Here is a 15,368-nt window from a genome sequence, read left to right as displayed (position 1 = left end):
GCAACTACTTGATTACCAACGTCATGACGTTTAATGAATTGCACATCTAGGATTAATGATCTGAGTTCATAAGCCAGTTCCAAAACGTCAGAATGATCCCGTACGCGAGAGCAGCATACATTGCAAACAGACCCCAATCTTTTTCAGGCGTTTCAATTCGGACCAGTTCAATATCAATGGCAGAATCTTTAAGTTGCCTTAAAGCGTCCTCATATTGTGTAGAAACTCCTCCATCATAACCTAACGCTAACAACGCGTAAGTCGCAGCTATAATAAAAGCCCCTAGTCCCCAAGTCCTAATTACAACGATAGCCTTCTGGGGAACTCGTAAAATTATCGCGAAAGGAGCGGATAAAACGGCAACGCCAATAGCCCATAAGGCGCCCGAAAACCCATCCATATCACACCTCTATAAATCCTGTTACTACCACCGTAGATTGGTTGTATAGTTTACAGATCAACTTTCTTAACCCGTTGCTGCCACTCATCAATGAGACGCATGGTGTCCTGAAGCTCGACCAAAACATCCTGCCGATCGGCCTCGTTATCGAGCAGGCCCATAGCGTGATCGAGCGAAGCCTCAATATCACGCATGTGCTTTATGGTGGCTTTGTCAGCTTTGAATACGGCCATCTCTATCCCCAAATATTTTATCCACGAGTTTTTCGTGCTCCCGCCTTAACGCCTCAAAGTCCCGATTAAATGCCTCGATCTCTGCAGCGGTCTTTGCGCCCTCAAAGGATGACACCAGATCTTTCATAGCATTAGCAATTATTGAGACACGAGTTGCCGCGTCTACCCAATCAAATGCTGGCGCAGGGTACTTTTCCTCTAGCGTCGCCACGATCTCAGCGTTCATGGAGCGATTGTTTGCATCTGCGGCAGCTTTGATCCGCTCCCGCATACCGGCCGGCGGGCGGATCACAATCTGGCCCAACTCTTCGCGCTTACTCGCAGCCATAAGCTTCCCTCATCATCCGTAGTCACACATTGTGGCTAAAAAGATGTTGACGCAATGCGCACAACATGTGACTACATGTCACATAGTGTGACTATTGGAGCAATGGACGAGATGACCGAGAAGCCCGTACAGGTCGGAATACGCTTTCCGCCCAGCATGAAGGCATGGCTCAGCCGTCAAGCAGAACTCAACGCATCCAGCCAGAATAGCGAAGTGATCCGGGCCGTCCGAGAACGGATGGAACGCCAAGAGGCCAAAACGGCCTGACCCCCCGCCCCTCATTCAATCGTGGAGAATCCCGATGACGAACGAACAATGCGCCCGCGCATCCAGAACATTTGTGCCTGATGTCACGCGCGTGATCAGCAGCGACCGCCCAGGGGAAGTCAGCAATACACTGGCCTATCGGGTATCGTCGCTACTGCGAGTTGCCCGCTTGGCTCTGGAGAATGACAATTCGGGATGGACCACCGAAGAGCAAACCCGCGGCGCTGTTGGCGATGTGTTGGAGATAGCCGAAGCACTGCAAGATATCATCGTAGACGGGACCGAACAGATGCACCGCGACCTAGGCACGGCTGTCCGCAAGCTGGAGGCACGGGCATGAAAACCGCACCCGATCTGGCTCTCGACATGTCCTATCTGCGCGCGGTGATCGACGCGGCCGACTTCATCGACAATGAGGCGGCGGGAAGCGACGACACGCGACTGCACGGCCTGGTCACCACCATGATCTATCTCGCCGCGAAGATGGCCGAGGATGTGGAGGCCGGTGTCTACAAGCTGGCGGACGGAAAGTGGACGCACGCCGAGAACGTGCAGGCCCACCAGCAATGCTGAGCTAACTGCAAGATACTCCGTGATAGGAAGACAACGATGGCCCACCCGCGAGCTGCGCTAAGACAATCGGACCTTACACGCTATGCCAGGGCCATGCGGGCAGCTGGGTTCTCCGACTGGCGTGTGGTGGTGAAGCCTGACGGATCGCATGAGATCGTCGCCGGTAAGCTGGATGCACACCAGGCTGGCCCCGATCCCGACGAGGTGCTGTAATGCCGCGGCCTAAGAACCCCTTCCCCGGCGTTCGGAAAAACATCGTCAAGGGCAAGATCTACTGGAAGTTTGAAGCCGCTGGATATCGCTGCAACATTCCTGGACCCTATGGCAGCGCGGCGTTCCTAGCCGCCTATGAGGCTGCGTTGAACGGAGCAAAGGCCTCTGCCCCAACTGCTGAGGCTGGCACAGTATCGTGGCTGGTCGAGCAGTATCTTGGCAGCCTCCGCTTTCTCAATCTCTCGGACTCGCGAAAGCGGACGATCCGAAACGAGCTGGACTGGCTGCGAGAGACAGCAGGCACGATCCATTTCATTCGCCTCGAGGTCCGGCATATTGAAAAGTTGATGGCTAAAAAGACTGGCCCGACAGCTGCGAACACGGTCAAGAAGAACATGTCGATGCTGTTCAATTTCGCAGCCAAGAAGCTCAACTACACAGGTCCCAACCCGGCAAAGTTTGCAGAGCGCATGAAGGTCAACCCGGACGGCTATCACACCTGGACCGATGCTGAGGTGGATCGCTTCCTCGACCGACACGGAGCAGGCTCGAAAGCCCGCCTTGTCCTCCTGCTCGCTCTGAACACCGGCATGTCACGCCAGGACCTGTGCCGGGTAGGATGGCAACACGTTTCGCAGAAGGCCGGCATCGGGCGCATCGCCTACAAACGAGCTAAGACCTCGGTTGCGGCCGACCTGCCTATCCTTCCTGATCTAGCGGAGGAACTAGCCAAGGTCCCGACCGACCGCCTGCTGTTCATTACCCAAGACGCTCGACCCATTGGCTACAAGCCTGAGACATTGGGAAACTGGTTCCGAGACCGCTGCGCCGAGGCCAAGGTGCCCGGATCGCTGCATGGACTGCGGAAGGCCGGAGCAACGCGGCTTGCGAATGCCGGCGCCAGCGATTGGGAAATTGCGTCGTATCTGGCCCATGCCGACACGACACAAGCAAAGGTCTACACGAAGAAGGCGAACCGCTCGACCCTAGCCGATAGTGGGTTCGCCAAGATGCAAACCGTGTCCAACTTATCCGAAGCGTTGGACGGAAAGGGCAAGAAGAGTGAGTAAATTCACCAACATAGAGGAAGAAGTGGCAGCCCGTAGGGGAGTCGAACCCCTCTTTTCAGGTTGAAAACCTGACGTCCTAACCGATAGACGAACGGGCCACTTTCTGTCCGCTGCCAGTCTTCCCTGGCGGCGTGAGGCGGTGTTTAGGCAAAGCCGCGAGAGGCTGCAAGCCAAAAAAACGGACCTGCCCGAAAAAAATCGCACGCGGCCCTCAGGCCCCAAGAAATCCTGCGAAAATAAGCCACAAGGGCAAGGTCAGTGCCGCAAGGACAGTCTGCCAGGTGAAGATCGCGGCATAGAAATCGGCGTCCCCGCCCATCTGGCGCGCCAGGATATAGCCGACGGGCGCCCCCGGTGCGGCCGTGGCCAGCACGCCCGACGCGACCTGCCCCGCAGGCAGGCCGATGACCAGCGCGGCGGCCAAAAAGATCACCGGGCACAACGCCAGCCGCAACCACACCCCCAGCCACAGCGCCGGGTCGCGCTGCCACAGGCGCGCGGGATCGATCCCCGCCCCCACCGCCAGAAGGCCCACGGCCAGCGCCCCCTGCCCCAGCCAGTCCAGCGGCGACAGCACGACCTCGGGCAGCGCGACGCCCGACAGGTTCAGCGCCAGCCCCGCCGCGCAGGACAGCACCATCGGGTTGCGGCCGATCTCGGCGCCGATGCGGGCCGTGGCCCCCGCGGGGCGCGGCCCGTCCGACAGCAGCGTCAGCGCCACGATGGCCGAGATGTTGAACGCCGGGATCAGGAACGCAAAGGCCACTGCCAGGTCGCCCAGGGCCTGCCCGCCCAGGCCCTGGGCCGCGACCGCCAGGATCAGCAGCGAATTGAACCGCAACGCGCCCTGGAACAGCGAGCTGCTGCGCGGCCCGGTCTGATCCCGGCGCGCGGCCCAGATCAGCGCCAGCGCCCCGGTCACCGCAAAGGCCAGCGCCATCGCGCCCAGATAGGGGCCAAGCCGCCCCAGGGACAGCTCTGACCGATAGATCGACGTCAGCAGGATCGCCGGGAACAGCACGCGGTATCCCAACTGCTCTATTCCCGGCCAGCTGGCGGCGGGAATCAGCCCGCCCCGCCGCGCCAGATGGCCCAGCAGGACAAGGGCTATGACGGGGATGACGGCCAGGGCTGCTTGCATGGGGACCTTTCGGCCGTGCGTCTTGCGGCCTTTCGCGCGGGGTTGTAGACCCGCGGCCAACGAAAGGAAACGTCATGTCGATCACCGAGGATCAGGCCCGAAAGGTCGCGCATCTGGCGCGCATCGCGGTCGATGATGCCGCCCTGCCCGCCCTGGCGCGCGATCTGTCCGGCATCCTGCATTTCATGGACCAGCTGAACGAGGTCGATGTCGAGGGCGTGGAACCCATGACCGGCGTCACCCCCATGCGCCTGAAGCGGCGCGAGGATGTCGTGACCTCGGGCGACATGGCCGACCGCATCCTCTCCAACGCCCCCGACGCGCGCGAGGGCTTCTTTGCCGTGCCGAAGGTGGTGGAATGACGACCCCGAACAGCCTGACCATCGCCGATGCCCGCGACGCGCTGCGCGCAGGCGATCTGACCGCGGTCGAACTGACCGATGCCTGCCTTGCGGCCATCGACGCCTCGGGTGCGCTGAACGCCTTCGTGCATCACACCCCCGACATGGCGCGCGACATGGCCCGTGCCGCCGATCAGCGCATCAAGGCAGGCGACGCCGCGCCGATGACCGGCATCCCGGTGGGCGTCAAGGACGTCTTCTGTGTCAAGGGCGTGCCGTCGCAGGCCGGCAGCCGCATTCTGCAGGGGTTCACCCCGGAATACGAATCGACCGTGACGCAGAACCTGTGGAACGCGGGCGCGGTGATGCTGGGCAAGCTGAACCAGGACGAATTCGCGATGGGTTCGACCAACGAATCCAGCTGCTATGGTCCTGCGGTGAACCCGTGGCGCGGGCCTGACGGCGCGCAGCTGACCCCGGGCGGCAGTTCCGGCGGGTCGGCCGCGGCCGTCGCGGCCGACCTTTGCCTGGGCGCGACCGGCACCGATACGGGCGGCTCGATCCGCCAGCCCGCGGCCTTCACCGGCACGGTGGGGCTGAAGCCGACCTATGGCCGGGTCAGCCGGTGGGGGGTCATCGCCTATGCCTCCAGCCTGGATCAGGCCGGGCCGATGACGCGCACCGTGCGCGACGCCGCGATCATGCTGGGCGCGATGGCCTCCGCCGATCCGATGGACAGCACCTGCGCCGACCTGCCCGTTCCCGATTTCGAGGCCGCCCTGACCGGCGACATCCGCGGCAAGCGCATCGGCATCCCGCGCGAATACCGCGTGGACGGCATGCCCGACGCCATCGACGCCCTGTGGCGCGAGGGGGCCCAGATGCTGCGCGATGCGGGCGCCGAGATCGTGGACATCAGCCTGCCGCACACGAAATACGCCCTGCCCGCCTATTACGTGATCGCCCCTGCCGAGGCCTCGTCGAACCTCGCCCGCTATGACGGCGTCCGCTATGGCCACCGCGCGAAACTGGGCGCGGGCGACGGCATCACCCAGCTCTACGAGAAGACCCGCGCCGAGGGCTTCGGCCCGGAGGTCCAGCGCCGCGTGATGATCGGCACCTATGTGCTGTCGGCCGGCTTCTACGACGCCTATTACAACCGCGCCCGCCGCGTCCGCGCGCTGATCAAGCGCGACTTCGACCAGGCATTCGCGCAGGGCATCGATTCGATCCTGGCGCCCGCGACGCCCTCGGCGGCCTTCCCGCTCGGCTCGGGTGACAAGGGCGATCCGGTGCAGATGTATCTGAACGACGTCTTCACGGTGACGCTGAACCTGGCGGGCCTGCCCGGCATCGCCGTTCCCGTGGGCCAGGACGCGCAGGGCCTGCCTTTGGGCCTGCAGCTGATCGGCCGCCCCTTCGAGGAGGGCGATCTCTTGAACCAGGCGCAGGTGCTGGAACGCTCCGCGGGATTTGTGGCCAAGCCGGATCGCTGGTGGTAACGTCCGCGAAACGGACCAAGGGAGGCGTCATGCGCGGCTGGTGGATGATCGGGGTGCTGGCGCTGGCCGGATGCGGGGAACATCAGGGGTGGAACCCGAACTATCAGTTCGGGTCCGACCGCTATGGCCAATACCTCACCGCGCGCGAGGCGGCGCTGGTCACCGGCGCGACGCCCGCGCCCACCATCCCCATCGCCCTGCCGGTCCACGCCCCCACCGCCGCGCGGATCGCGGGGTCTGACCCAGTGCCGATCCCGGCGACGATGGGCCTACGCGTCCGCCGCCCGGCCCCCTGAGACGACCGTGACCGACTGGCCCAGCCCGAATCACGGCGACCGCCGGGGGCAACAGCCGTCGCTGATCGTGATCCACTATACCGGCATGGCGGACGGGCCCCAGGCCCGCGCCCGCCTCTGCGACCCGTCGGCCGAGGTCAGCGCCCATTGGCTGATCGCCGCCGATGGCACCACCGAACAGCTGGTCTGCGAGACGCGCCGCGCCTGGCATGCGGGCGCAGGCGCTTGGCAGGGCCTCGATGACGTGAACAGCCGCTCCATCGGGATCGAGCTGGACAATCCCGGCGACCGCCCCTTCCCCGCGCCCCAGATGACCGCGCTGCGCCGCCTCCTGCGCACGATCATGGCGCGCTGGTCCATCCCGCCCGCCGCCGTCATTGCCCATTCCGACCTCGCGCCGGGCCGCAAGATCGACCCCGGCCCCCGCTTCGATTGGGAGGGGCTGGCCCGCGACGGCCTGGCCCTCTTCGCGCGCCCCGACCCGGCCGATCCCACCCCTGCCCTCGACCACAGCCTGACCGCGCTCGGCTACCCGGACCACCCCGCACGGCTCGACGCCTTCCGCCTGCGCCACCGCCCCTGGGCCAGCGGCCGCGCGACGCCCGCGGACCGCCGCACCGCCGCCCGTCTTCTTCTTCACGCAAATATCCCGGGGGAGTCGCGCTTGCGCGACGGGGGCAGCGCCCCCCCCTTGACGCCCCCCCCTTGACGCCCCCGGCGCCGCGCCGCATACGGACCACGCGCGGAGGGCTGGATGACCGCGGCAGGGCGACCTGTCGAGGAAAGTCCGGACTCCATGAGGCGATGGTGCCGGGTAACGCCCGGCGGGGGCAACCCCAGGGATAGCGCCACAGAGAACAGACCGCCCATCCCCGGATGGGTAAGGGTGAAACGGTGGGGTAAGAGCCCACCGGGGGGCTGGCAACAGCGCCCGCATGGCAAGCCCCACCAGGAGCAATGCCGAATAGGGATCGCGCGCGGAGCAATCCGCAGGGCCGCCTTGCCCCAGCCGATCCGGGTAGGCAGCTAGATCCGTCCGGTAACGGACGGACCAGAGGAATGGTCATCCAGCCGCGCAAGCGGTGGACAAAATCCGGCTTACAGGCCCTCCGCGCAACTCAAGCCTTCTTGCCGCCCTTGCCCCGCGCCTCGGTCGCGGTGGCGATCGCCTTGGCGGATTCGCCCTGCATCTTCTGGGTGAAGGCGACCATCTGCGCGGCATAGGTCTCGGCCCAATCGGCGAATGCGCTGCCGCCGGTGCCGCCTGCGGCGGACATGGCCTTGGCGCGCATCTCCTCGCCCTGCTTCTGCATGGTGGCGAACTGGTCCTCCCAAGCCTTCTGCATCTGCTGCCACTGGCTCTGCATGGCCTCGCTGGCGCCTTCCATCTGGGCCATGACGCGGGCGTTGACCTCCTGCTGCTGCTGCATGGCCTGAGCCTGCCACTGGCGGGCCTGCTCCATCGCCTCCTCCTGGCCCTTGGCCATCGCGGCCTGCCATTCGGTCAGGCGTTCCTGGAACTGGCGGGCATTGTCGGTCAGCGTCTTCAGCATGTCGGGCAGTATCATCACGGCTCCTCCCAAGGCTATGGGGCCATGAGAAAGGCCCCCGGATGCAAGCCTGCGTCCGGGGGCCGTGTTTGTCAAACCTGCGCGATCAATCCGCCGTCTGGACCGGGCTGTCCGCGGGCAGGCCCTGCTGCCGTTCGATCTCGCGCCATCGGGCGACGGCGGCGTTGTGCTCCTCCAGCGTGCGGCTGAACGCGTGTCCTCCGGTGCCGTCCGCGACAAAGTACAGATAGTCCGTCTCGTCGGGGTTCAGCGCCGCGCGGATCGCAGCCCGGCCCGGATTGGCGATGGGCGTGGGCGGCAGCCCGTCGATCCGGTAGGTGTTGAAGGGCGTGGGCGTGTCCAGCTCCGACCGGCGCAGGCCGCGGTCCAGCACCGCCTGCCCGTTCGTCACGCCATAGATCACCGTGGGGTCGGTCTGCAGGCGCATCCCCTGGCGCAGGCGGTTCACGAAGACACTGGCGACCTGCGGGCGTTCGTCCGCCTGCCCCGTCTCCTTCTCGACGATCGAGGCCATGATCAGCGCCTCCTCGGGCGTCTCATAGGGCATGCCGAAGGGACGCGCCTCCCATTCCTGCGCCAGGATGGCGGCCTGGCGGCTGGCCATCTGGGCCAGGATCGCGTTCCGGTCGCCGCCCTTCTCCAGCAGATAGGTGTCGGGCGCCAGGCTTCCCTCGGCCGGGATCTCGGCCACCTCTCCGGTCAGGAAATCGGCGGCGCGCAGCGCCTCGACCACCTGCCAGCTGGTGACGCCCTCGGCCATGACCAGCGACAGGCGCACGTCGGCGCGATCCTGGGCCTGGACCAGGGGCGCGGGGCGGTCGCCGCTGCCGGGGGTCCAGCGCGCCATTTCCTCATAGGCGCCGGTCTCGGGGTTGGTGTCGCGCAGCAGGACGGTGTTCTCGCGCACGCCGACGCGCACCACGACCTCGGTCCCGCAGGTAGAGGGGCCGCCCGCGGTCACCGTCTCAACGATCTGCTCCATGCTGGCTTGCGGCGGCATCAGGAAGCTGCCGAACTTCAGGTCGCGCGCCTTGTCCATGTAGTCGGCCCCGGCGCGAAAGATGTAGGCGTTCGAGATCGCCCCCTGCGCCGCCAGCTGGTTGCTGACCGCGTTCAGGCTGGCGCCCGGAGAGATCTGGACGCATTGCGCGATGGCGCTCGGGCCCGGCCCGCTGAATTCGCGCTTGGCCCAGGCAACTGCCGCCGCCGCCGCGATCAGCAGCACGATGGCCAGCGTCAGGAAGTTCGAGGCGATGTTGCGCCAGATCATCCGGCGACCTTCCCCAGCACCAGGCTGGCATTGGTCCCGCCAAAGCCGAAGCTGTTGGACAGCGCCACGTCGACCTTGCGGCGCACCGCGGCATTGGCCGCCAGATCCAGCTTCGGCGTCACGGCGGGGTTGTCCAGGTTGATCGTCGGCGGGCAGATCTGGTCGCGGATCGCCAGCACGCAGAAGATCGCCTCGACCGCGCCGGCCGCGCCCAGCAGGTGACCGATGCTGGATTTCGTCGACGACATGACCGCACCCGACGCGGCATCGCCCATCAGGCGTTCGACCGCGCCCAGTTCGATCGTGTCGGCCATGGTCGAGGTGCCATGCGCGTTGATGTAGTCGATGCGGTCCGGCGTCAGGTTCGCGCTGCGCAGCGCCGCCTCCATCGCGCGGTATCCGCCATCGCCGTCCTCGGAAGGCGCGGTGATGTGATAGGCATCGCCCGACATGCCATAGCCCAGCACCTCGGCATAGATCTTGGCGCCCCGTGCCTTGGCGTGCTCGTATTCCTCCAGCACGACGACGCCCGCGCCCTCGCCCATCACGAACCCGTCGCGATCCGCATCATAAGGGCGGCTGGCCGCCTGCGGGTCGTCCTCGCGCTTGGTCGACAGCGCCTTGCAGGCGTTGAAGCCCGCGATGCCGATTTCGCTGATCGGGCTTTCCGCGCCGCCCGCGATCATCACGTCGGCATCGCCATAGCGGATCATCCGCGACGCATCGCCGATGGCATGGGCGCCGGTCGAACAGGCCGTGACCACCGCGTGGTTCGGCCCCTTGAAGCCATAGCGGATCGACACCTGACCCGAGATCAGGTTGATCAGCGCGCCGGGAATGAAGAAGGGCGACACCCGCTTGGGCCCGCGCTCCTTGATCAGGACCGCCGTGTCCGCGATGGACGACAGCCCGCCGATCCCCGAGCCGATCATCACGCCCGTGCGCAGGCGGCTTTCCTCGTCCTCGGGCATCCAGCCCGCGTCGGTCACCGCCTGATGCGCGGCGGCGATGCCGTACAGGATGAAGTCGTCCACCTTGCGGCGGTCCTTGGGCTCCATCCAGTCGTTCGCGTTGAAGGTGCCGTCGCTGCCGTCGCCCAGGGGGATCTCGCAGGCGTATTTCGTCACCACGTCGGACGCGTCAAAGCGCGTGATCGGCCCCGCGCCGGATTTCCCGGCCAGCAGACGTTCCCACGTCGCCTCGACGCCGGACGCCAGTGGCGTGACCATCCCAAGCCCGGTGACAACAACCCTGCGCATCGGCAATTCCTTCAGCTGCTCGCAATTTCAGCCCTGATACACGCGCCCCCCCTGCCGCGCAACGCCACGAAATTGCGATGGGCAGGCCATGGCGGCGCGCCGCCGGGGGGTCCGGGGGGCTGGCCCCCCGGCACGTCGCGGGACGCAGATCAGCCCAGGCCCGCGGCCCGGAACCGGGCCCGGATGTCGGATTGCGGGCGCGCGCCCACATGGCCGATCACCTCGGAGGCCGCGATGATGCCCATGCGTCCCGCGACCTCCAGCGGATGCCCCGAGGCAAGGCCATAGATCAGCCCCGCCGCGAACTGATCGCCCGCCCCGGTCGCATCCACCGGCACGACGCGCCGGACCGGCACCGTCACGCGCTCGCCACCCCGGATCAGGATCGCGTCGTCGCCCGACCGCGTGCAGATCACCGTGCCGCAATCGGCCTGCGCCAGGCGCAGCGCCTCCTCCAGGTCCTCGACCTGGTACAGCGACTGCCATTCGTGGACGTTGCCGATCACGTAATCCATCGGACCCGCGACCAGGCGGCGGAAATCGTCGCGGTGACGGTCCACGCAGAACGGGTCCGACAGCGCGATGCCCGCCTGTCCCCCCGCCGCGTGACAGCAGTCGGCGGCCTTCAGGAACGCGGCCTTTCCCTTGTCCTTGTCGAACAGATAGCCCTCCAGGAACAGCCAGCCCGCGCCGTCGAACACCTCGGGCGCGACATCCTCCGGCCCCAGCTCGGCCGAGATGCCCAGATAGGTGTTCATCGACCGCTCTCCGTCGGGCGTGACGAAGATGATCGTGCGCGAACTGGGAAGCCCCGCCCCCGCCACCGGCGCGTTCACAAAGCGCGTGCCCGCGGCCTCGGTCTGGCGTGCATAGAGCCGCCCGATCTCGTCATCGGCGACACTGCCGATGAAGGCCGTGCGCAGGCCCAGCCCGCCGATGCCCGCCAGCGTGTTCGCCACGCTGCCGCCCGCGACCATGCGCGCCTGATCGCGGCGCGCCGAATGGTCGTCGGCCTGGGCGGCCATCAGGTATTCCGACCGCTCTCGGTCGACCAGCTGCATGATGCCCTTGGTGATGCCCAGGGCCTCCAGCCGCGTTTCCTCAGTCGGCGCGATGATGTCCATCACGGCGTTGCCGATGCCGATGATATAGGGCCCAGTCCGGTCCGGGGTGGTCATGCGGTCTTCTCCTCATAGGGGCACAGGTCGCGGATCGGGCAGATGCCGCAGCGGGGTTTGCGCGCCTGGCAGACATAGCGCCCGTGCAGGATCAGCCAGTGATGCGCGTGCGTCTGGAACCGGGCGGGGACGTTGTCCTCGATCGCGCGCTCGACCTCGTCGACGTCGCGACCCGGGGCGATGCGGGTGCGGTTGCCCACCCGAAAGATATGCGTGTCGACCGCCTGCGCCGGATGGCCGAAGGCACAGGACAGCACGACATTGGCCGTCTTGCGCCCGACACCCGGCAGGCTAGTCAGGGCGGCGCGGCTGTCGGGCACCTGCCCGGCGTAATCGTCGACCAGGATGCGCGACAGGGCGATGACGTTCTTGGCCTTCTGACGATAGAGCCCGATGGTCCTGATATGCTCGGTCACGCCTTCCAGGCCCAGTTCCAGCATCTTCTCGGGCGTGTCGGCCACCGCGAACAGGCCCCGCGTCGCGCGGTTCACGCCCACATCCGTCGCCTGCGCCGACAGCGCGACCGCCACGACCAGGGTGAAGGGGTTCACGAACAGCAGTTCGGTCTCGGGGGCCGGGTTCGCCTCGGCCAGGCGCGAAAAGATCGCGACCTGATCAGCAAAGGGCAACGGGGGCGGAATGCGACGCTGGATGGCCATGCCTGCTTTTGACCGCCGCCGCGCCCGTTTGCAAGCGCGCCCCGTCCCGGCGGGCCACGGGCGGGTTTCTGCCGCGTTTCCAGTGGCCTCCACGAAACAGTGACTTTCCTTTGGCGCGGAACTGCGACAGCTTGCCACGCGTTGACGGCAGATCCCGGAATCGGTTCCACCGAACCGCCGGGGCAGCCACGAACGCACCGGGTGCGGCACCAAGGCCCGCCCGCGACCCAAGGAAAGGGAGCCCGATGAACCTCCGCAAGACTTCGATCCTGGCCGTTTGTGGCCTGACCCTGCTGGGCGCCTGCGCGCCCGCGATGACCGATACCGGCACCGGCGCCACCGGCCTCAGCCGCACCCAGCAGGGCGCGCTGGCAGGCGCCGCCGTGGGCGCACTGTATGGCGGCACGCGTGACAGCGACAGCAACAACCAGGGCCGCGACGCCGCACGCGCCGCAATCATCGGTGCCGCCGCAGGTGCCGTGGCCGGCAACATCCTGGACCGCCAGGCGGCGGCGCTGGAACAGTCGATCAGCAACCCCAACGTGCAGATCATCAACCGCGGCAGCTACCTGCAGGTCATCCTGCCCGAGGGCATCCTGTTCGCCACCGGATCGGCCGCCGTCTCCGGCCCGGCGCAGACCGACCTCTATGCCGTCGCGCGCAACCTGAACCAGTATCCGAACAGCCGGGTCGAGGTCGTGGGCCACACCGACAACACCGGCAGCGCCGCCCTGAACCAGGACCTGTCGCAGCGCCGCGCGCAGTCGGTCGCGGGCATCCTGGCCGCCGCCGGCGTGGCATCGGGTCGCCTGTCGGCGCTTGGCGCCAGCTACAACCAGCCGATCGCATCGAACGACACCGCCGCGGGCCGCGCGCAGAACCGTCGCGTCGAGATCCTGATCCGTCCGACGCAGTAATCCTGCCTCATCGCGACCAGAGGCCGGGCCATTGCCCGGCCTCTTTGCATTGGCGGGGTCCGGTTCTAGGATGGCCTTCCAGAACCCCCGGGATACCGCCATGTCCGACGCCGACAGCCCCTTCCAGCCCATCGACGCCGCCCGACTGTCCGACGCCGTCGTGGCCCAGATCGAGGCCCTGATCCTGCAAGGCGTGCTGCGCCCCGGCGAACGCCTGCCGGGCGAACGCGAACTGGCCGAACGCATGGGCGTCAGCCGCCCTTCCCTGCGCGAGGCGCTGGCCGCAATGCAGGCCGACGGGCTGCTGGTCACCCGACCGGGCGCGGGCGTCTTCGTGGCCGACGTGCTGGGCAGCGCTTTCTCTCCTGCCTTGGTTCGCCTGATCGCGCGCCATCCGCAGGCGGCCGACGACTATCTGACCTTCCGCAAAGATCTGGAGGGGCTGGCCGCGGAACGCGCCGCCATGGCCGCCGGAGAGACCGACCTGGCCGTGCTGGACCGCATCGTCCAGGCCATGCGCCATGCCCATGCCAGCCCCGATCCGCAGATCGAGGCCGCGCTGGACGCCGATTTCCACATGGCCATCGTAGAATCCAGCCACAACCTGATCGCGCTGCACCTGATGCGCGCGATGCAGGACCTGCTGCGCCAGGGCATGCTGTTCAACCGCCCGCGCATCTTTGCCAGCCCGGAACTGCGCGACCGCCTGCTGGACCAGCATATCGCGATCAACGATGCGCTGCAGGCCCGCGACGGCCCCCGCGCCCGTGCCGTGCTGGAGGATCATCTGGACCTGGTCGCCCGCACCCTGACCGCGCAGCGGCGCGCCGACGATCACGCGGCCGTCGCACGGCTGCGCCTGCAGAACCGCCGCGCGCCATAGCAAAAGGGCCCCCGAAGGGGCCCTTTCGATCAGTCTTGGCCGGATGTCGGGCCGGGCGATCTCAGTTCAGGCGACGCGCCACGTCCTCGATGGCATCGTCGATGCCGGCCGAACGCTGTCCGGCGCGCACCTGGCCTGCCAGGATCTCGGCGGCGGCGGCGATGGACGCGGCTACCGCACGGTCGCGGACCGCACGCACGGCGTCGTTCTCGGCGCTGGCGATCTGGTCCTGGGCCGCCTGCAGGCGACGGTCGATCGACCGGGACAGATCCTCGCGTGCCGTGGCGGCCTGAGCCTCGGCCTCGCGCTTGGCGTTGGCCACGATCTGGTCGGCCTGCGTCTTGACCTCGCGCGAGCGACGCTCGTAGCTGGCATAGATCTCCTGCGCTTCCTCGCGCAGGCGACGGGCCTCGTCCAGGTCGTTGCGGATGCCCTCGGCGCGCTTGTCCAGCAGGCCGCCGATCAGGCCGGGGACCTTGAAGTAGACCAGCACCCCGATGAAGCCCAGGAAGGACAGCAGCACGATGAAGTCGGTGTTGCGCAGCGAGAAGAAGCCGTAGTCGCCCGATGCGGCCATGGCAGGTCCGGCGCTGAACAGGATCAGCGTTGCGATCATGCGGTTCATTGCACGGCCCCTTTCATGCGCCCGTCCAGGGCTGCGCCCACGGTGGCGTCGTCGGCCTGGCCGCCGAAGGTGCGGACCAGTTCGGCGGTGACATCCTGTGCCACCTCGCGCGCGCTGACATCGGCGGATGCGCGGACCTCGCGGATGCGCGCCTCGGATTCGGCGGTGCGGGCGGCGATTTCGGCATCGGCCTTGGCGATCGCCTGGTCCAGCTGCGCCTGGATCTCGGCACGGTTGCGGGCGACGATGGCCTGTGCCTCGGTGCGGGCATCGGCCAGCGCCTTGTCATAGGCAGCCTCGGCCTCGCGGGCCTTCAGCTTGAATTCTTCGGCGGCCATCAGATCGCCGGTGACGGCACCCTGACGGTCGGACAGAACGGCCGCGATCCGCGGCAGGGCCACGCGCGACAGGACCAGATAAAGGACCACCAGCGTGACGACCAGCCAGAAGATCTGGTTGCCGAACGTGGCGATATCCAGCTGCGGCAGGCCCGCGGCTTCGGCGGCGTGTCCGGCTGCATCGACCCCGTGGGTCGCGGCATCGGCGCCGTGGGTCGCGGCATCGTCGATGACGATCGCGCCCTCAGTGGTTTCGACCGCGGTGGTGGCGGCCTCTTGCAACAGGCTGAACATATCCTACCCC

At 66.7% G+C, this 15,368-nt stretch carries 21 protein-coding genes, 1 tRNA gene and 1 other RNA gene; 11 read left to right on the top strand and 12 right to left on the bottom strand.

Features of this window, described 5'->3' with window-relative positions; translation table 11 throughout:
• Positions 1-52: 52 nt before the first annotated feature.
• Genes FHD67_RS00710 through FHD67_RS00700 form a run of 3 tightly spaced genes read right to left on the bottom strand, consistent with a single transcriptional unit; the run spans position 53 to position 961 of the window.
• A complete protein-coding gene (locus tag FHD67_RS00710; protein ID WP_139597482.1) occupies positions 53-400 on the bottom strand; it encodes a hypothetical protein in 348 nt (115 codons plus the stop codon).
• A 50-nt stretch (positions 401-450) separates the two neighbouring features.
• The gene (locus tag FHD67_RS00705) at positions 451-633 is read right to left on the bottom strand and encodes a hypothetical protein (RefSeq protein WP_139597481.1); all 183 of its coding nucleotides are present in this window, start codon (positions 631-633) and stop codon (positions 451-453) included.
• The gene (locus tag FHD67_RS00700; protein ID WP_139597480.1) at positions 614-961 is read right to left on the bottom strand and encodes an Arc family DNA-binding protein; all 348 of its coding nucleotides are present in this window, start codon (positions 959-961) and stop codon (positions 614-616) included. The genes FHD67_RS00705 and FHD67_RS00700 overlap by 20 nt, the downstream gene beginning before the upstream one ends.
• Positions 962-1,072: 111 nt before the next feature.
• Here FHD67_RS00700 and FHD67_RS00695 point away from each other — a divergent pair, with 111 nt between their 5' ends.
• The 4 genes from FHD67_RS00695 (at position 1,073) to FHD67_RS00680 (ending at position 3,084) form a co-directional block, all read left to right on the top strand.
• On the top strand, positions 1,073-1,228 hold the full coding sequence (locus FHD67_RS00695; RefSeq protein ID WP_139597479.1) for a DNA-binding protein: 156 nt from the start codon (positions 1,073-1,075) through the stop codon (positions 1,226-1,228).
• Between the two features lie 34 nt (positions 1,229-1,262).
• The gene (locus FHD67_RS00690) at positions 1,263-1,568 is read left to right on the top strand and encodes a hypothetical protein (RefSeq protein ID WP_139597478.1); all 306 of its coding nucleotides are present in this window, start codon (positions 1,263-1,265) and stop codon (positions 1,566-1,568) included.
• Positions 1,565-1,801 carry a hypothetical protein gene (locus FHD67_RS00685; RefSeq protein ID WP_139597477.1) on the top strand — a complete coding sequence of 79 codons (237 nt, stop codon included), beginning with the start codon at positions 1,565-1,567 and terminating at the stop codon, positions 1,799-1,801. Before FHD67_RS00690 ends, FHD67_RS00685 begins: the two co-directional genes overlap by 4 nt.
• 212 nt (positions 1,802-2,013) lie before the next feature.
• Positions 2,014-3,084, top strand: coding sequence for a tyrosine-type recombinase/integrase (locus tag FHD67_RS00680; protein WP_139597476.1), 1,071 nt, complete (start codon positions 2,014-2,016; stop codon positions 3,082-3,084).
• A 23-nt stretch (positions 3,085-3,107) separates the two neighbouring features.
• Here the strand turns inward: FHD67_RS00680 and FHD67_RS00675 are convergent.
• Positions 3,108-3,182: transfer RNA gene (locus FHD67_RS00675), tRNA-Glu, on the bottom strand.
• Positions 3,183-3,295: 113 nt separating this feature from the next.
• Positions 3,296-4,225: an AEC family transporter gene (locus FHD67_RS00670; RefSeq protein ID WP_139597475.1), complete on the bottom strand. Its 930-nt coding sequence runs from the start codon at positions 4,223-4,225 to the stop codon at positions 3,296-3,298.
• A gap of 74 nt (positions 4,226-4,299) precedes the next feature.
• Here FHD67_RS00670 and gatC point away from each other — a divergent pair, with 74 nt between their 5' ends.
• From gatC to rnpB, 5 genes are all read left to right on the top strand, one after another.
• Entirely contained in the window at positions 4,300-4,587 is a 288-nt protein-coding gene (gatC, locus tag FHD67_RS00665; RefSeq protein WP_139597474.1) for an Asp-tRNA(Asn)/Glu-tRNA(Gln) amidotransferase subunit GatC, read from the top strand.
• A complete protein-coding gene (gene gatA, locus FHD67_RS00660) occupies positions 4,584-6,068 on the top strand; it encodes an Asp-tRNA(Asn)/Glu-tRNA(Gln) amidotransferase subunit GatA (protein ID WP_139597473.1) in 1,485 nt (494 codons plus the stop codon). The genes gatC and gatA overlap by 4 nt, the downstream gene beginning before the upstream one ends.
• A gap of 29 nt (positions 6,069-6,097) precedes the next feature.
• Positions 6,098-6,364, top strand: coding sequence for a hypothetical protein (locus tag FHD67_RS20810; RefSeq protein WP_246071170.1), 267 nt, complete (start codon positions 6,098-6,100; stop codon positions 6,362-6,364).
• Between the two features lie 7 nt (positions 6,365-6,371).
• Entirely contained in the window at positions 6,372-7,073 is a 702-nt protein-coding gene (locus FHD67_RS00655; protein ID WP_246071169.1) for an N-acetylmuramoyl-L-alanine amidase, read from the top strand.
• A 33-nt stretch (positions 7,074-7,106) separates the two neighbouring features.
• An RNA gene (gene rnpB / locus FHD67_RS00650) (RNase P RNA component class A) lies at positions 7,107-7,481 on the top strand.
• A 1-nt stretch (position 7,482) separates the two neighbouring features.
• On the opposite strand, the gene FHD67_RS00645 is transcribed toward rnpB, so the two are convergent.
• From FHD67_RS00645 to nth, 5 genes are all read right to left on the bottom strand, one after another.
• Positions 7,483-7,932 carry a hypothetical protein gene (locus tag FHD67_RS00645; RefSeq protein WP_127898308.1) on the bottom strand — a complete coding sequence of 150 codons (450 nt, stop codon included), beginning with the start codon at positions 7,930-7,932 and terminating at the stop codon, positions 7,483-7,485.
• 88 nt (positions 7,933-8,020) lie between these two features.
• Positions 8,021-9,202, bottom strand: a complete 1,182-nt coding sequence (gene mltG / locus FHD67_RS00640) for an endolytic transglycosylase MltG (protein WP_176695014.1) — start codon at positions 9,200-9,202, stop codon at positions 8,021-8,023.
• Entirely contained in the window at positions 9,202-10,464 is a 1,263-nt protein-coding gene (fabF, locus tag FHD67_RS00635) for a beta-ketoacyl-ACP synthase II (RefSeq protein ID WP_045999383.1), read from the bottom strand. Before fabF ends, mltG begins: the two co-directional genes overlap by 1 nt.
• A 149-nt stretch (positions 10,465-10,613) precedes the next feature.
• Positions 10,614-11,642: an adenosine kinase gene (locus tag FHD67_RS00630; RefSeq protein WP_139597471.1), complete on the bottom strand. Its 1,029-nt coding sequence runs from the start codon at positions 11,640-11,642 to the stop codon at positions 10,614-10,616.
• Positions 11,639-12,301, bottom strand: a complete 663-nt coding sequence (gene nth / locus FHD67_RS00625; RefSeq protein ID WP_139597470.1) for an endonuclease III — start codon at positions 12,299-12,301, stop codon at positions 11,639-11,641. Before nth ends, FHD67_RS00630 begins: the two co-directional genes overlap by 4 nt.
• 245 nt (positions 12,302-12,546) lie before the next feature.
• On the opposite strand from nth, the gene FHD67_RS00620 reads away from it, so the two are divergent.
• Together FHD67_RS00620 and FHD67_RS00615 are read left to right on the top strand one after the other, a co-directional pair.
• Complete coding sequence (locus FHD67_RS00620; RefSeq protein ID WP_045999386.1) at positions 12,547-13,218, top strand: YiaD family glycine zipper/OmpA-like lipoprotein; 672 nt, start codon at positions 12,547-12,549, stop codon at positions 13,216-13,218.
• Between the two features lie 100 nt (positions 13,219-13,318).
• Positions 13,319-14,101, top strand: coding sequence for a FadR/GntR family transcriptional regulator (locus FHD67_RS00615; protein ID WP_045999387.1), 783 nt, complete (start codon positions 13,319-13,321; stop codon positions 14,099-14,101).
• A gap of 61 nt (positions 14,102-14,162) precedes the next feature.
• Here the strand turns inward: FHD67_RS00615 and FHD67_RS00610 are convergent, their stop codons facing one another.
• Both FHD67_RS00610 and FHD67_RS00605 read right to left on the bottom strand, forming a co-directional pair.
• Positions 14,163-14,726 carry a F0F1 ATP synthase subunit B gene (locus FHD67_RS00610; protein WP_045999388.1) on the bottom strand — a complete coding sequence of 188 codons (564 nt, stop codon included), beginning with the start codon at positions 14,724-14,726 and terminating at the stop codon, positions 14,163-14,165.
• Positions 14,723-15,358 (bottom strand): F0F1 ATP synthase subunit B', encoded by a 636-nt coding sequence (locus tag FHD67_RS00605; protein ID WP_084693672.1) that lies wholly within the window; start codon positions 15,356-15,358, stop codon positions 14,723-14,725. The genes FHD67_RS00610 and FHD67_RS00605 overlap by 4 nt, the downstream gene beginning before the upstream one ends.
• Positions 15,359-15,368 lie beyond the last annotated feature (10 nt).

The sequence above is a fragment of the Paracoccus haeundaensis genome, assembly GCF_006239215.1.
GTDB classification, from domain to species: domain Bacteria; phylum Pseudomonadota; class Alphaproteobacteria; order Rhodobacterales; family Rhodobacteraceae; genus Paracoccus; species Paracoccus marcusii.
This window is presented reverse-complemented; position numbering and strand designations above follow the sequence as displayed.

Bases quoted from the DNA above. Each gene is read 5' to 3' on its own strand.
- FHD67_RS00710 (WP_139597482.1), bottom strand. From the start codon at position 400: ATGGATGGGTTTTCGGGCGCCTTATGGGCTATTGGCGTTGCCGTTTTA.
- FHD67_RS00620 (WP_045999386.1), top strand. From the start codon at position 12,547: ATGAACCTCCGCAAGACTTCGATCCTGGCCGTTTGTGGCCTGACCCTG.
- FHD67_RS00680 (WP_139597476.1), top strand. From the start codon at position 2,014: ATGCCGCGGCCTAAGAACCCCTTCCCCGGCGTTCGGAAAAACATCGTC.
- FHD67_RS00630 (WP_139597471.1), bottom strand. From the start codon at position 11,642: ATGACCACCCCGGACCGGACTGGGCCCTATATCATCGGCATCGGCAAC.
- FHD67_RS00610 (WP_045999388.1), bottom strand. From the start codon at position 14,726: ATGAACCGCATGATCGCAACGCTGATCCTGTTCAGCGCCGGACCTGCC.
- FHD67_RS00605 (WP_084693672.1), bottom strand. From the start codon at position 15,358: ATGTTCAGCCTGTTGCAAGAGGCCGCCACCACCGCGGTCGAAACCACT.
- FHD67_RS00700 (WP_139597480.1), bottom strand. From the start codon at position 961: ATGGCTGCGAGTAAGCGCGAAGAGTTGGGCCAGATTGTGATCCGCCCG.
- gatA (WP_139597473.1), top strand. From the start codon at position 4,584: ATGACGACCCCGAACAGCCTGACCATCGCCGATGCCCGCGACGCGCTG.
- FHD67_RS00685 (WP_139597477.1), top strand. From the start codon at position 1,565: ATGAAAACCGCACCCGATCTGGCTCTCGACATGTCCTATCTGCGCGCG.
- FHD67_RS00690 (WP_139597478.1), top strand. From the start codon at position 1,263: ATGACGAACGAACAATGCGCCCGCGCATCCAGAACATTTGTGCCTGAT.
- FHD67_RS00645 (WP_127898308.1), bottom strand. From the start codon at position 7,932: ATGATACTGCCCGACATGCTGAAGACGCTGACCGACAATGCCCGCCAG.
- fabF (WP_045999383.1), bottom strand. From the start codon at position 10,464: ATGCGCAGGGTTGTTGTCACCGGGCTTGGGATGGTCACGCCACTGGCG.
- FHD67_RS00705 (WP_139597481.1), bottom strand. From the start codon at position 633: ATGGCCGTATTCAAAGCTGACAAAGCCACCATAAAGCACATGCGTGAT.
- FHD67_RS20810 (WP_246071170.1), top strand. From the start codon at position 6,098: ATGCGCGGCTGGTGGATGATCGGGGTGCTGGCGCTGGCCGGATGCGGG.
- FHD67_RS00615 (WP_045999387.1), top strand. From the start codon at position 13,319: ATGTCCGACGCCGACAGCCCCTTCCAGCCCATCGACGCCGCCCGACTG.
- FHD67_RS00670 (WP_139597475.1), bottom strand. From the start codon at position 4,225: ATGCAAGCAGCCCTGGCCGTCATCCCCGTCATAGCCCTTGTCCTGCTG.
- FHD67_RS00695 (WP_139597479.1), top strand. From the start codon at position 1,073: ATGACCGAGAAGCCCGTACAGGTCGGAATACGCTTTCCGCCCAGCATG.
- gatC (WP_139597474.1), top strand. From the start codon at position 4,300: ATGTCGATCACCGAGGATCAGGCCCGAAAGGTCGCGCATCTGGCGCGC.
- nth (WP_139597470.1), bottom strand. From the start codon at position 12,301: ATGGCCATCCAGCGTCGCATTCCGCCCCCGTTGCCCTTTGCTGATCAG.